The sequence below is a fragment of the uncultured Erythrobacter sp. genome (assembly GCF_947492365.1).
In the GTDB taxonomy this organism is placed as follows: domain Bacteria; phylum Pseudomonadota; class Alphaproteobacteria; order Sphingomonadales; family Sphingomonadaceae; genus Erythrobacter.
The window spans coordinates 211,744-226,367 of sequence record NZ_CANLMB010000001.1; the positions used below are offsets into that span (position 1 = coordinate 211,744).

10 protein-coding genes and 1 tRNA gene are annotated in these 14,624 nt (G+C 62.0%); 6 read left to right on the plus strand and 5 right to left on the minus strand.

From position 1 onward, the window contains the following. Positions 1 to 178: 178 nt before the first annotated feature. On the plus strand, positions 179 to 3,472 hold the full coding sequence (locus Q0887_RS00990) for an autotransporter domain-containing protein (RefSeq protein WP_299191576.1): 3,294 nt from the start codon (positions 179 to 181) through the stop codon (positions 3,470 to 3,472). A gap of 73 nt (positions 3,473 to 3,545) precedes the next feature. Here the strand turns inward: Q0887_RS00990 and Q0887_RS00995 are convergent, their stop codons facing one another. Both Q0887_RS00995 and Q0887_RS01000 read right to left on the minus strand, forming a co-directional pair. Beyond that, positions 3,546 to 4,823 carry an NADH:flavin oxidoreductase/NADH oxidase family protein gene (locus Q0887_RS00995; RefSeq protein ID WP_299191578.1) on the minus strand — a complete coding sequence of 426 codons (1,278 nt, stop codon included), beginning with the start codon at positions 4,821 to 4,823 and terminating at the stop codon, positions 3,546 to 3,548. A 377-nt stretch (positions 4,824 to 5,200) separates the two neighbouring features. Continuing rightward, positions 5,201 to 5,273: transfer RNA gene (locus Q0887_RS01000), tRNA-Thr, on the minus strand. Between the two features lie 178 nt (positions 5,274 to 5,451). On the opposite strand from Q0887_RS01000, the gene Q0887_RS01005 reads away from it, so the two are divergent. Continuing rightward, positions 5,452 to 5,877, plus strand: coding sequence for an NINE protein (locus Q0887_RS01005; RefSeq protein WP_299191579.1), 426 nt, complete (start codon positions 5,452 to 5,454; stop codon positions 5,875 to 5,877). Between the two features lie 262 nt (positions 5,878 to 6,139). Here the strand turns inward: Q0887_RS01005 and Q0887_RS01010 are convergent, their stop codons facing one another. Then, positions 6,140 to 7,042, minus strand: a complete 903-nt coding sequence (locus Q0887_RS01010) for a hypothetical protein (protein ID WP_299191581.1) — start codon at positions 7,040 to 7,042, stop codon at positions 6,140 to 6,142. 123 nt (positions 7,043 to 7,165) lie between these two features. Beyond that, on the minus strand, positions 7,166 to 8,488 hold the full coding sequence (locus Q0887_RS01015) for a replication-associated recombination protein A (RefSeq protein WP_299191583.1): 1,323 nt from the start codon (positions 8,486 to 8,488) through the stop codon (positions 7,166 to 7,168). A gap of 172 nt (positions 8,489 to 8,660) precedes the next feature. Between Q0887_RS01015 and Q0887_RS01020 the strand changes: the two genes are divergently transcribed. Beyond that, complete coding sequence (locus tag Q0887_RS01020; RefSeq protein WP_299191585.1) at positions 8,661 to 9,287, plus strand: PadR family transcriptional regulator; 627 nt, start codon at positions 8,661 to 8,663, stop codon at positions 9,285 to 9,287. A gap of 115 nt (positions 9,288 to 9,402) precedes the next feature. Then, positions 9,403 to 9,834, plus strand: coding sequence for a hypothetical protein (locus tag Q0887_RS01025; RefSeq protein ID WP_299191587.1), 432 nt, complete (start codon positions 9,403 to 9,405; stop codon positions 9,832 to 9,834). Positions 9,835 to 10,005: 171 nt separating this feature from the next. On the opposite strand, the gene Q0887_RS01030 is transcribed toward Q0887_RS01025, so the two are convergent. Then, positions 10,006 to 11,220 carry a glycosyltransferase family 1 protein gene (locus Q0887_RS01030; protein WP_299191589.1) on the minus strand — a complete coding sequence of 405 codons (1,215 nt, stop codon included), beginning with the start codon at positions 11,218 to 11,220 and terminating at the stop codon, positions 10,006 to 10,008. A 487-nt stretch (positions 11,221 to 11,707) separates the two neighbouring features. On the opposite strand from Q0887_RS01030, the gene Q0887_RS01035 reads away from it, so the two are divergent. Together Q0887_RS01035 and serA are read left to right on the plus strand one after the other, a co-directional pair. Next, positions 11,708 to 12,874 (plus strand): phosphoserine transaminase, encoded by a 1,167-nt coding sequence (locus Q0887_RS01035; RefSeq protein WP_299191591.1) that lies wholly within the window; start codon positions 11,708 to 11,710, stop codon positions 12,872 to 12,874. A gap of 127 nt (positions 12,875 to 13,001) precedes the next feature. Next, complete coding sequence (gene serA / locus Q0887_RS01040) at positions 13,002 to 14,597, plus strand: phosphoglycerate dehydrogenase (RefSeq protein WP_299191593.1); 1,596 nt, start codon at positions 13,002 to 13,004, stop codon at positions 14,595 to 14,597. Positions 14,598 to 14,624 lie beyond the last annotated feature (27 nt).

Consider the following 14,624-nt stretch of genomic DNA (forward strand, 5'->3'; position numbering starts at 1 on the left):
ACCCGGTAAAATACTTAGTTAATTTATCGAAATCCGCGCAAGATCGCGGTTCACTTTCCGGTAACAGTGTCTGCATAATCACGGCCTTCGAAGGGTCGCACCTGCTCGCGTGAATTCATGCGCGCAACGCGGCCCGGCGTCAGAATCTAATCCCCCAATGCCACTCGAAAGGCTTTACATGACCATCTCCGCTTCGACGAAGTTTCGTGCAATCGGCAGCGCTTCGGTGCTTGCCCTGACTGTCGGCCTCTCCGGCGCAGCGTTTGCGCAATCGGCTCCGCCGCCAGTGGGCTCCCCGCCGACGCCGACCGCGCCGAGCGTCCCTGCCAATGCAGAAGAATGCGCGATCACCGCAGGCGTGGTTGTCTGCGCACCGGGCACCGATGCGGATGGCTTTTTCGACGTTTCGGGCAATCCGCTTGGCCTTGATGTGCAGGACGGCGCAGTGGTTCAGGATTCGATCATCATCACCGGCGCGGTCGACGGGACTGTCGCTGGCGCGATTGTGACGACGGGGCAGTTCGGCAGCGGCTTGCTCATCGGCGAGAATTCGAACGTCACGGTTGACGGTTTTATCCAGACGAGCGGTAGCCTCGCGCTCGGTATCGAGACCGAGGACAACACGGCCGTAACCGTCAATGGCATCGTCTATACAACCGGCCAGAATGCGGATGCGATCGGCCTTTCCACCGGTAGCAGCGTTACCAATAACGGGCTGATCCAGACCGACGGAGCAGGCTCTTCGGCTATCCTTGCCTTTGGCGATACGGCCACTGTGACCAATTCAGTGACCGGCTCTATCATCACCAGCAATGGCGGCAGCCACGGGGTCGAAGGCGTCAATGCGGTGACCGTCGACAATGCCGGCCTGATCCAGACCTTTGGCGATCAAGCCTCTGCCGTCACGGCAGGCGCAGGTTCGAGCGTTACGAATAGCGGCAACATCGTCACTTTGGGCGACAACCTCACCGCAATCGCGCTGGGCGACAATTCCAGCGTGAACAACTCCTCGCTGATCGCAACCACCGGACGCACCGCTGTGGGCGTATCGGTTGGCGCGAGTTCGACTGTGACCAACAGCGACACGATTTCGACCGAAGGCAATGACTTCTCTGACGCTGTGGTGCTCGGCACCGGCAGCACGCTGAACAATAGCGGCGCTGTCGCCACCGATGGCGAGCAATCCTTCGCGGTGTTCGGTGCGGGCGACAACGTCACGGTCAACAACAATGCAGGCGGATCGCTTATCGCCAATGGCGAGGGCAGCTTTGCCATCTCGCTGCTAAATGGCGGCACCGTCAACAATGATGGCAGCGTTTCGACCAGCAGCGACTTCTCCTTTGCCGTCGATGCTCTCGACGATGCGACTGTAGTCAATAATGGCTCGATCAGCACAGCGGGTGCATCCTCGGTCGGCGTCAATATGGGCGACAATTCAAGCCTTTCCGGAACCGGTTCGATCACCACTGTGGGCGACGATTCCATCGCGGTGATTGCGCAGGACAATTCGGTGATCGACTTCGGCGCGGGCAGTGCGGTGACGACGTCCGGCGTCAATGCGGGCGGCGTGGTTGTGTTGGGCAATGGCAGCGTGACCAATGCTGGCGATATCGCAACATCGGGTGACGGCGCGCAGGGCGTGACCGTGACCGGCGATGCGACCGTCAACAATAGCGGTTCGGTTTCGGCTGATCTGGCGCGCGGGTTCGACATTGGCGGCGCGGCTGACTTCACCAATTCGGGCAGCGTTACCTCGGGCAATAGCGACGGCGTTCGCTTTGCCGGCAGCGCGACTGCCAGCAATAGCGGCTCGATCAGCGGCGTAACCGGCATTGCCGGCGAAGGCGATGCGCAAACGGTGGTGAACTCCGGTTCGATCACTGGCACCGGTGGCACTGCTGTCGCACTGGGCGACGGCGCTGACAGTTTCGAGCAAGCTGCTGGCGGTTCGACCAGCGGCGATGTTGATCTGGGCCTTGGCGATGACACTTTCGTCCTCTCCGGCACAAGCTCCAGCATTGCAGGCTCGATCTTTGGCGGCGACGGCACAGACACCGCATTGCTGGGCGGAACGCTGGATTCCGACAATCTGAGCGGGTTTGAAAACACCTCCATCAACGGCGCACGCATCAGCGGCGACCGCACGCTTCAAGGCGATGTGGTGGTTGACGGTCAGGTCACGCTCGGCCTTGGCGTCGATACGCTGACTTCGACCGGCGCGATGACGCTGGAGAATACCGGCGAAGTGGTGATCGAAACCCCGCTTGATGCAGCTTTGCTCGGCCAGACGGTTCTGGTGCTTCAGGAAGGCACGACCTTCACCGATAACGGCGCGACCATCACGATCCTCGATGACGATCTGCTGATCGATTACACGCCGGTCTTCGGTTCGCTGTCGGTGCAGGTCAGCGCGGCTGATCCGCTGGTCACTTCGGCTGATCCCAATGTCGTGACGTTCGGTTCCGCTTTGAGCGGCGCGGTGACAGCTGGCACGATCAGCACGGCCAATTTTGACCTGCTCAACGATCTGCCGGACGCCGCCGCTCTTGAAGGCGCTGCGCTCGACGCATTGCCCTCGCTGAGCGAAGGCGCAGGCCGTGAGATCTTCGAAAGCTCGAATGCGGCAAGCCAGGCGCTCACCCGTCACCTTTCGGGTGAAGGCACCGGCGTTTGGGGCGAGATCACTGTGCGCGGCGCAGAGCAGGACGCGGTCAGCCCGTCTGCCGGCGGCTATGAGAGCGAGCAGAAAATCTTCACCATTGGCGGCGATTTTGCCGTGGGTGAGACTGCCCGCATCGGCCTGCTCGCCAGCTATGCCGATATCGAGAATGACGATCTGTCAGGCGGTATCGAGCGCGGCGAGACCGAGATCGAAAGCATGAAGTTCGGCGTCTATGGCGGCGTCACCTTCATGGAACGCGGCTTCCTCAACGGCGAAGTCGCCTACCTGACAGGTGAAGTCGAGACCGGCCGCAATGGTGTGCTCGGACCGATCAACTCGGCCTTCGACTTCGATGGCTGGGCCTATAGCGCGACGGCCGGTTATGACCTGCTGGGCGGCGACCAGACCTCGGTCACGCCGTTTGTCGGCATTAACGGGGCGAAGATCAGCTTTGACAATGCAACAGAAACCGGCGGCTTTGGCTTTGGCGTGGTCCGCGACGATGCGGAGTTCACCGAGCTGCGTGGCGGGATCGAGCTTGCCGGTCAGTTTGGCATGGTTCGCGCCTTTGTCAGCGGCACAGGGATCCACGATCTCGGCGACGATGCGCGCAACTTCAACCTGACTTCGGCTGAGCTGGGCAACTTCACCGTTGCTCTGCCGACGCGCGAAGATAACCGCTTCGAACTGGCAGCGGGCGCGACGGTTGATGTGTCGCCCAACTTCTCGATCGGTCTGGGCTATCTCGGCGACTTCGCCGATGGTTATGACGGTCACGCAGGCCGCGCCACCATGCGCCTCGCTTTCTAAGCGAAGTCACAAAACCGGCGCCGCAGCGTCAGAAAACAGGGACCGACCACTTCGCGTGGTCGGTCCCTTTTTCTTACCCTCTTCGCGCCATGATATCCTTGTTGCGAGCCTCGACCAGACGAAAGGCCCTGAAGACCGAGAACTGGTCGTCCGTGCGCCCTTCATGGCCGAGCATCCAGATCTGCTGATAGAACCAGTAAATCCCCGCAAATCCGTTGATCGCTTTCATGATCTGGAAGCGCTTCAAGAAGCCCAGCCATGCGGGGATGAGATCGAGGTCATCCTCGTAACGCGGCAGGTCTTTGCGCCCCTCGATCAGCTGTTTGGGGGCGTCGGTCACTACGCAGAGCGGGCGGCCCAGCCCGATCACATCCGCCGCGCCGCTTTCCAGCGCCTGCTCCATCGCGCCGCGGGTGCGAAAGCCGCCCGTGACCATCAGCGGCACATTGACATGCGCCTGCATCGCCTTGGCGAAATCGACGAAATAGGCCTCACGCGCGGCGGTGGAGGGGGCGACGTTCTGCACCTCCTCTTCCTCTGCGCCTTCGACGCCCATCAGCTTGGGCTGTTCGTAAGTGCCGCCCGAAATCTCGATCAGGTCGACGCTGTCTTCCTCCAGCCATTTGACCACTTGGAGCGAGTCTTCGAACGCAAAGCCGCCCTTTTGGAAATCGGCGCTGTTGAGCTTGACCGAGATCGGGAAGTCGGGGCCGACGGCGGCGCGCGCTGCCTGCACAATTTCGCGCAGAATTCGCGCGCGGTTCTCAAGACTGCCGCCATATTCGTCCGTGCGCAGGTTCACCCGCGGGGAGAGGAATTGCGAGATCAGATAGCCATGCGCGCCGTGGATCTGCACGCCGGTGAAGCCTGCATCCTTGCAAGCTTTCGAGGCGGTGGCCCAGCGCTGCACCAGGTCTGCGATCTCTTCGACTGTGAGCGGGGAGGGCTTGCCGAACTGGCCTCCGGGCAGGTCTAGCGCGACGTCGGAAGAGGATTTGGGATCGGGGTTCACCAGCTTCTGAGTCTGGCGTCCGCCGTGGCTGAGCTGCGCCCAGAAATGGTTGCCGCCGCGCGTCGCCGCCTTGGCCCAGCTCGCGAGCCGCGCGGCCATGTCTGCATCGGGCTCGCGGTCGATCACGACATTGCCGGGGCGTTCCAGATGGTCCTTGTCGATGATGATATTGCCCGAAAGCAGCATACCCGCACCGCCATCGGACCAGATGCCATAGAGCCGCTCAAGTTCAGGCGTAGGTCGGCCATCAGGCGTCGCCAACCCCTCGGTCATCGCCGCCTTGGCAAAGCGGTTCGGCAAAGTAGCGCCGCACGGCAGGGTGAGTGGATTGTCGAACATGTGGGCCTCCCAGTCAGTTGTATTTTGCAACTGGCTAGCGGAAGGGAGAGTGATGCTCAAGTGGTGTGGAGCTTGGGGCCGGAGTCTTTTGTTTGCGCGCGCTTTTTGTCTTGCGCACCCGCCTCCGCGGGTGCGTCCTCGCTAGACGTGCGGCAAGCCGCACCCGCTGCGGGCGGCCAGTCGGCCTTGCGGCGCTACGCGCCGTGCTCTGCGACCAAGCCGGTAACTAGCACCAAGTTCTAGGCGCGTGACAGATGGCTTGGAATGGTTCGACGCCGCAGGCGTCGCAAGCGCGACCGCGCGCCGCCGCTTATGCGGCGAAGCCAAGCGGCCCGGAGGGGCCGCGCCCGGCGTCTGAGGGCGAAAACAAAAAACGGTGCCGGCTGCAGGAGTCGAACCCGCGGCCTGATGATTACAAATCAACTGCTCTACCAACTGAGCTAAGCCGGCTATCCCGTTTCGCGCTGTTTCCAGCGAGAGCGCCCGCTAGCCGCAAACAGCGTGTATTGTCCAGACCCTGTTTCTTCAAATTCGCCGGAGATTATCAGCGCTTTGTCGAAGGAGGCGAAACGGGCCTTGAATTGGAGCGCGCAAAGATACATCTTAGAGCTAACGAAAGGGACCGGTGGTGGACGACAATTTTCGCAAGCAGATGGTGTTTGAAAGCAATCGCAAGTCGGTGGGCATTGCCTATCTGCTGTGGTTGTTGCTCGGCGGTTTTGGCGTGCACCGGTTCTACACCGGCAATACCGCCTCGGGCGTTGCGCAGCTCATTCTGCTAATTTCGTTCATTGGCTGGCTTGTCCTGATCCCGTGGTTGCTGATCGACCTTGCGCTGATACCCGGCATGGTGCGGGACAAGAATATGGAAGTGATCAACATGCTCAACCATGCTGATCCCAAAGGCGCGCCGCCAGAAGAGCCACGCCCGGCCGAACGCGAACCGCTGCCGATCACAAACGAGACCGACCGCCGCCGTCAGGCGATGCTCGATGACCTGCGCCAGACCGGATACAGGAAAGAACGACGGGACCGGTTTCCTCTCAATCGGTAGATTGAGAGGATTTGTTTGCTTTTCGCTCCCACCTCCGTGGGAGCGTCCTCGGTGCTATTCCTCCCTCGCTTCGCTCGGTCGGGCACCTGCGGCTCGCGCGCGTGCGCTCGCGGCCTGCTAGTCGCAGGCCTTGCTCCGCGACACGGTAGATAGCTCTCATCGGTTCTTGGTCACGGCAGTCAAAGGGCGACTGCTCTCCCGCAGCGGGTGCGGCTTGCCGCACGTCTAGCGAGGACGAAGGCGCGGAGGCGCCTTCGCAAAACTAAAGCGCCCCGAACGTCCAACCCTCGGTCCAGGCTATCTCCGCCGTCAGAAAGCGCGGCTCCCAGCGTCTCTTCTCACCCGCCGCCTTGCGCAGCCATGCGGCGGTTAGCAGCGCGTCGGAGGAGTGGTCGTCGACCTCGCCATATTGGCGCACGGGCGGGCTGCCGAGTGCCTCCAGCGCGACATTGAGGTCGCCATAGGTCAGCAGTTTGGTGCGCGATCCGCTCAGCGTTGCGGCCTCTTTCGAGGCGAGGCCGGTGTAGATTTCGGCCAGCATTGATCCGCCCTTGGTGATCATCCTGCCCGGCACCGGGTCCATCGGCCAAACCGGCAGGTGCCCTTGCAATTGATGCAGCATCCGCATTCCGGTGAGCGAGCTCTTGCCCACCTGCGCCGCGCCTACGAGGTTGAAGTTCGAGACCGGACGGCACTTCATCCGGCGCTGAGCAATTTCAGCCTCGCGGAAACGCCCCTCGCGGGTGATCGCTTGCGGAAGGTGGAAGTGCTCGCCCTCATCGCTCTTCGCGTGGCGGAAATAGCGTGAAGCCTCAGGGTGGGTGACAAAGCTTTGCGCGCCGAGATGCGGATCGTCTGCGCAAATCTCGTCAACCAGCGCCCACAGTTTCTTTGCATGACTGGGGGAGCGATCCCAGCCGGGGAAGAAGGCACCGCAATCGTTGAACGGCAGGCTGATCCCCAGATCGGCGCCGACCAGCGTGTTGGCAGGCAGATCGTCGCGCAGCAGCCCCATGACTTCACCGCGCGCCCAGCCGCCTTGCGGGGGCTCGACCAGCACCGGCGGGCCTCCCGCAGCCTCGGCGATGGCGAGCGCGATGCCTTTGTGCCGCTCACCCTTTGCGCCTGACCAGTCGATCGCGAGGAAGTGGTCAAACGTGCGCATTGGCAAACCACCTTCCAACCCGCTCATGCTGAGCTTGTCGAAGCATCGTCCTTCTGCTTCGAAGTGAAGTACGGCCCTTCGACAAGCTCAGGGCGAGCGGAGGGGAATCCAGGGCACAAAAGCTCATCTTTGGCGTTCCCCGCGCAATTTGTCCCAATAGGCCATCCGCTCGCGGAGCTTGCGTTCAAAGCCGCGCTCGACCGGCTCGTAGAAGCTTTGCGGCTCCATTTCCTCGGGCCAGTAATTGTCGCCCGAAAAGCCTTCATCCGCGTCGTGGTCATAGGAATAGCCGTCGCCATATCCGATATCCTTCATCAGCTTTGTCGGCGCGTTGAGGATGTTGGCAGGCGGCAACAGGCTGCCAGTTTCGCGCGCCGTGCGGAAGGCGGATTTCTGCGCAGCATAGGCGGCGTTCGATTTGGGCGCGGTGGCGCAGTAGAGGCAGGCTTGCACAATCGCCAGCTCGCCTTCGGGAGAGCCAAGGAACTGGTAGGCATCCTTGGCCGCGAGGCATTGGGTGAGCGCCTGCGGATCGGCGAGGCCTATGTCTTCCGACGCAAACCGCACCAGGCGGCGCAGGACGAAAAGCGGCTCCTCGCCCGCCGTCAGCATCCGCGCGAGATAGTAAAGCGAGGCCTGCGGATCGGACCCGCGCAGAGCCTTATGCAGCGCGCTGATGAGGTTGTAATGCCCGTCACGGTCCTTGTCATAGACCGCCACGCGGCGTTGCAGGAACGCGCCCAAAGCCGCCGGATCGAGCGGTTCGGGCAGCTTCGCATTGTAGAGCGTCTCCGCCTGCCCGAGCAGGAAGCGCCCGTCTCCATCGGCGCTTGCGACCAAAGCGGCGCGGGCGTCTGGTGTGAGGGGGAGGGGGCCTTCGAGGCCTTCGGCGCGGGTGAGCAAAGCCTCCAGCGCTTCATGCCCCAATCGTTCCAGGATCAGCACCTGTGCGCGGCTGAGCAAAGCAGCATTCAATGCAAAACTGGGATTCTCGGTGGTCGCGCCCACCAAAGTCACCGTCCCGCGCTCGACAAAGGGGAGGAACCCGTCCTGCTGCGCGCGGTTGAAGCGGTGGATCTCGTCCACGAACAGCAGCGTCTTCCTGCCCGCGCTGGCCATCTTGTCGGCTTCGGCAAAGGCCTTCTTCAGGTCGGCGACACCCGAAAACACCGCACTGATCGCGACAAAGCGCATGCCCACCGCATCGGCGAGAAGGCGCGCGATGCTGGTCTTGCCAGTCCCCGGCGGTCCCCACAGGACCATGCTGGCAAGCTTGCCTGCCGCGACCATGCGCCCGATTGCGCCTTCGGGGCCGGTGAGGTGTTCCTGCCCTATGACTTCATCTAGCGCGCGCGGGCGCAGACGGTCTGCCAGCGGTGCGTCGCTATCGTCTCGGGGTGCTTGTGCCTGTGCGGGCACCGGGTCGTCTTCGAACAGGTCTGCCATTGGTCGAACTCGATAAGCTACTCGTCAGAAAATGCCATCCGCCTCTTGCACATCCGTGTTTAAGATATATCTTGGACCTATCGAAGATACGCAAATGCTTTCTTACGCGGGTCTTCAAGGGACTGCCCAAAACAGTGGTCGGAATTCACTCGATCACAGGAGACTGTTGAATATGACCTGGAACAAACATCGCAAATTCAATCGCCGCGGCGGCTGGGAAAATCTCGGGCCGATGATTGCCATGATGGCGGCATCAGGCGGCAAATGGGAAGCCGATTTTGGCGGCTGGGACGAAGATGGACCCGGCGGCGGCGGTCGCAGGCATGGGCGCAAGCGCCGGGGCCGGATGTTCGGCCAAGGCGAACTGCGCCTCGCGCTGCTCGCACTGATCGCTGAGGAAGAGCGTCACGGTTATGAACTGATCAAGGCGATCGAGGACATGACCGGCGGCAGCTATGCGCCCAGCCCCGGTGCGGTTTACCCGACGCTGCAAATGCTCGCCGATGAAGGCAAGATCACCGAGGCGAAGTCGAAGGATGCGAAGAAGCCCTTCAAGGCGACCGATGAAGGCACCGCCGAACTCGAAGAGCGCGCCGATGAAGTCGAGGCGCTGATGGCGCGGCTCGGCAAGCATGGCGAGCGGGCCGAAAAGGTTCGCTCTCCCGACCTATTCCGCGCGATGGGCAACCTTGCCACTGTGCTGAAAAACCGCGCGCGCACCGGCACACTCGACAAGAAGGTGATGGACGAAATCGTCGACATTATCGACGAGGTCGCCAAGCGGATCGAGCGGATCTAGCGCCGCTTAACGAGCGATGTCTGCTGCCGAACGTTAACGCGATTGCGGCGGGCCGCGCTCTTCACTAGTTTCCCTCTCCATGGACGGGTCGCGTCGTCCGGGAGAGGGGACAATCATGAACAACACACTGGGCGGGGTCAAAACCCCGTGGCACCTTTGGGTGGTCGGCATCCTTACGCTGCTTTGGAATGCGGTGGGCGGATTCAGTTACACCATGACGCGTCTTGGAAAGCTTGCTGATTTGGGAATGGGCGAGGCTGAGATTGCCTTTTTCGAATCCAGCCCTGTCTGGGCCAATGCATTCTGGGCGCTGGGCGTCTGGGGCGCAATTGCCGGCTCGCTGTTGCTGCTCTTCCGTTCGCGCTTTGCGGTTCACGCAATCGTGATCGCAATCATCGGCCTGATCGGATCGAATATCTGGCAATATGGCATTGCCGATATTCCTGAAAGCTTGGCCAGCCCGGCGATGACGCTACTGATATGGGCGACGACGCTGTTCATGCTCTACTACGCCGTGCGGATGCGCAATGACGGTGTGCTGAAGTAAGCATTTTTTGCTTGCGGCTCGCTTCGCTCGCGCCATGCCGCCCGCTCCCTCCGCCCTTCCACCCGGATCGTAACCCGGTGTGATAATCCGGGTGGAAGGGCGGAGGAGGCGGGTGGCTCTGGATTCCAAGAGACCAAGGACCGGACGGAGGTCCGGTCCGCACGCAGCAAACTACGCGGCGGCTTCGGCTGCCGCTTCCGCCTCTTGCAGCGCGCGACGGTCTTCGATCAGGCGCACATAGGTGTCTGCGACGACCTGATTGATCGCTTCCCAGCTGTATTCGCGGCTGCGATCTTCGCCTGCCTGACCATGCGCCATGCGCAAGGCGGGATCGGTGCAATAGGGCGCGATGGCTTCGGCGAGGCCTTCGCTGTCTGGCGCGGCGTTCGAGCCTTTGCCTTTAAGCGGCACGAGCCGGCCGGTCTCGCCATCGGTAACGAGGCTCGATGCGCCGGTCGCTCCTGCTGCCACCACCGGCAACCCGCAGGCCATGGCTTCCAGTGTTACATTGCCGAACGTCTCGGTGATCGACGGGTTGAGGAAGATGTCCCCGCTCGCCAGCGCCTTGCCCAGATCAGCGCCGGTCTTGAACCCTGCGAAGATACCGCCCGGAAGCGCCTCTTCGAACCAGCCGCGCGCCGGGCCGTCGCCGATCACCAGAACCTTGTGCGGAACCTGACGCTTGCGCAGCTGGACGATAGTTTCGGCAAAGACGTCGAGGCCCTTTTCCATCACCAGCCGCCCGAGAAAGACAATCGCGACGTCGTCCTCCTCAAGGCCAAGCGAGCGGCGCAATTCGGGATCGCGTTTCTCGCGCGCAAAGATCGTGCGGTCCACCCCGCGTGTCCACAGCGAGATGTCGTCATGCATGTCTGTCGCGATCAGCTCGTCGATCATGCTTTGCGACGGCGCGACCAGCGCATCGCAGCGATTGTAGAACCGCCGCAAAATGCCGGTGACGACCGGCTCAAGAAAGGCGAGCTTGTAATAGCGCGGATAGGTTTCGAACCGCGTGTGGACCGAGGCAAGCACGGGAATGTCGTGATCCTGCGCCCAGCTCAGCGCCGCGTGGCCCGAGGGATCGGGCGAAGACAGGTGAACGATGTTGGGCTTGAACTTGGCCAGATCGCGCTTCACCGCGCGCCCCAGCCGCAAGGGCAGGCGATATTCGCCGCGACCCTTCACCGGCATGCGCACATTGGGAACGCCAACCAGATCGCCGGTCGGTTCGAAATCGGGATTTTCGACCGTAGGCGCATAGATCCGCACCGCTGCGCCTTTGGCCAGCAGTGATCCAACAAGACGGTTGAGCGCCTGATTCGCCCCGTCTCGTGTGTAATTGTAATTGCCGCTGAAAAGGGCGATCCTGAGGTCCGATGTTTTCATCTTGGCGGCTGCAATAGTGCAGGATTTGTAAGTTGGCGAGGGAGTCTTTGGCTTTCGCTCCCACCTCCGTGGGAGCGTCCTCGGTGCTGTTCCTCCCTCGCTACGCTCAGTCGGGCACCTGCGGCTCGCGCGCGTGCGCTCGCGGGCTGCTAGTCGCAGCCCGAACCATTCCAAGCCATCAGCTTCGCGCCTTACGCTTGGCGCAAGCTAGCTACCATGTCGCGGAGCACGGCGCGCAGCGCCGCAAGGGCGACTGCTCGTCCGCAGCGGGTGCGGCTTGCCGCACGTCTAGCGAGGACGCGCCCGCGGAGGCGGGCGCGCAAAACAAACAACGCGCGAAAAACAAACAACCCTCCACCCCTCAATCCGGTGACTTCACCAGAAATCACCAACCTCCCTCATTGACTCCCACCCCCACCCCACTAAAGCCGCCGACGGGCCACGCGGTCCCAACGCCGCGCGTGCTCTCTGTAAGGAGAGAATATCAATGACTAACGTACCTGCCGAGCCGGCAGTAAAGCCGGCGCGTCCCCAATTTTCATCCGGCCCGACGGTCAAGTTCCCCGGATGGACCCTCGACAAATTGCAAACCGAATCGCTCGGGCGCTCGCATCGCTCCGCGCTTGCCAAAGGTCGTCTGAAATACGCGATTGACCTCTCTCGCGAGCTGCTGGGCATCCCCGACGACTACCTGATCGGCATTATGCCAGCCTCCGACACCGGCGCTCTCGAAGCAGCGATGTGGAACATGCTCGACCCCGCGCGCCCGACGACGGTTGCGGCGTGGGAGAGCTTTGGCAATGTCTGGATTCAGGATGCGGCGAAGCAGCTGAAGCTTCCGAACCTGACGACGCTTTCGGCAGATTACGGCGAGATTCCCGACCTAGCTTCGATCCCGCAGGACAATGACGTTGTCTTCACCTGGAACGGCACGACGTCCGGCGCGATGATCCCGAACACCGACTGGCTCGCTCCGGGCCGTGAAGGCATCACCATCAACGACGCTACCAGCGCTATCTTCGCGATGGAGATGGACTGGGCGAAGCTCGATGCGACGACCTATAGCTGGCAAAAGGTTATGGGCAGTGAAGCGCAGCACGGCATGCTGATCCTCTCGCCCAAAGCGGTCGAGCGGATTGAAAGCTATGACCCGTCATGGCCGCTGCCCAAACTGTTCCGCATGAAAAAGGGCGACAAGCTCAATCGCGGCATCTTTGAAGGCGCGACGATCAACACGCCTTCGCTGCTCGCGACCGAGGATTACATCGCCGCGCTCGAATGGGCGAAGTCGATCGGCGGGCGTCAGGCGATGTTCGAACGCGCCAACACCAACGCCAATCTGGTCAAGGACTGGATCGAAGCGACGCCGTGGCTCAAGAACATGGTCTCCGACCCGGCGCAGCGCACCAATACCGGCGTGTGCATGCAGTTCACCGGCGAATGGTATGATGGCCTTTCAGCAGACGATCAGGCCGCAGTGCCCAAGAAGATCGTGAAACTGCTCGAAGACCGCCATGTTGGCTACGACTTCAACGGCTACCGCGACGCTCCGCCGTCCCTGCGCATCTGGTGCGGCGGCACGCTGGAGGCGTCCGATATCACGGCGCTGCTGCCGTGGATCGAATGGGCCTACGCGAGCGTTAAAGCCGGTTGAGCCGAGCGCTTCTCTAACAATTGGCGTCGCCCCGGACTTTGATCCGGGGCCCCGCTAACTTCCTTTTCTCCCCGCAAAAAGAAGCGGGATCCCGGATCAAGTCCGGGATGACGATTGGAGACATTCCATGACAAAACCCCCAATGAAACCTCGCGTCCTCATCTCCGACAAGATGGACCCCAATGCCGCGCGCATATTCGAAGAGCGCGGCTGCGACGTCGATGTCATCACCGGCGAAACCCCCGAAGAGCTGATCGCGCGCATCGGCGATTATGACGGGCTCGCGATCCGCAGCTCGACCACTGTGACGCCTGCCGTGCTGGACGCGGCGACCAACCTCAAAGTCATTGGCCGCGCAGGCATCGGGGTCGACAATGTCGATATTCCCTATGCCAGCGGCAAGGGTGTGGTGGTGATGAACACGCCGTTCGGTAATTCGATCACCACCGCCGAACACGCGATTGCGATGATCATGGCGCTCGCCCGGATGATCCCGGCAGCCGATGCTCGCACGCAGAAAGGCGAATGGCCCAAGAAGGACTTCATGGGCGTCGAGGTGACCGGCAAAACGCTAGGCCTGATCGGTGCGGGCAATATTGGCGGGATCGTTGCCAGCCGCGCGCTGGGCCTGAAGATGAAAGTGATCGCCTATGACCCCTTCCTTACCGACGACCGCGCGGTCGAACTTGGCATCGAAAAGGTCGATCTCGACACGCTGCTGTCGCGCGCCGATTTCGTCAGCCTTCACACCCCGCTGACCGACGAGACGCGCAACATCCTGAGCCGCGAGCGGCTGGAGAATGCCAAGCCGGGCATCCGCATCGTCAATTGCGCGCGCGGCGGGTTGATCGACGAGGCGGCACTCAAGGACTGCCTCGACAGCGGTCAGGTTGCAGGCGCAGCGCTCGACGTGTTCGAGACCGAGCCTGCCAAGGAAAGCCCGCTTTTCGGTTCGCCCAATTTCATCTGCACGCCGCATCTTGGCGCTTCGACCACCGAAGCGCAGGTTAATGTCGCGCTGCAAGTGGCCGAGCAGATGGCCGATTACCTCGTCAATGGCGGCGTCACCAACGCGCTCAACATGCCGAGCCTTTCCGCGGAAGAAGCCCCCAAGCTCAAGCCCTATATGGCGCTGGCAGAGCGGCTGGGCAGCCTTGTGGGCCAGCTGGCGCATGGCAACCTCACCAAGATCAGCATCGAGCGCGAAGGCGCGGCGGCGGAGCTTTCCGGCAAGCCGATCACCGGCGCGGTGCTGGCGGGCTTTATGCGCCGCTATTCCGACACGGTGAACATGGTCAACGCGCCATATCTTGCGAAGGAGCGCGGGCTGGAAGTCAGCGAAGTGCGCCAGACACGCGAGGGGGCCTACAACACGCTGATCCGCGTCTCGGTCGAGACCGACCAGGGCACGCGCTCGGTCGCAGGCACTTTGTTTGGCAAGCACGAACCGCGTCTGGTGCAGATCTTCGGTATCGGGATCGAAGCGGAATTGGCGGGGCACATGCTCTATGTCGTGAATGACGACAAGCCGGGTTTTATTGGCCGGATCGGGACTTTGCTGGGTGAGGCTGGCATCAATATCGGCACCTTCAACCTTGGCCGGCGCGATGCGGGCGGGGAGGCGGTGCTGCTGCTCAGCCTCGACGATGCGCCGGGCGCAGAGGTGATCCAGGCGGCCTGCGCGCTGGAAGGCGTGAAGGTGGTGAAAGCTTTGAGCTTTTAATCTGACTTACCATTCGTCATGCGAGCC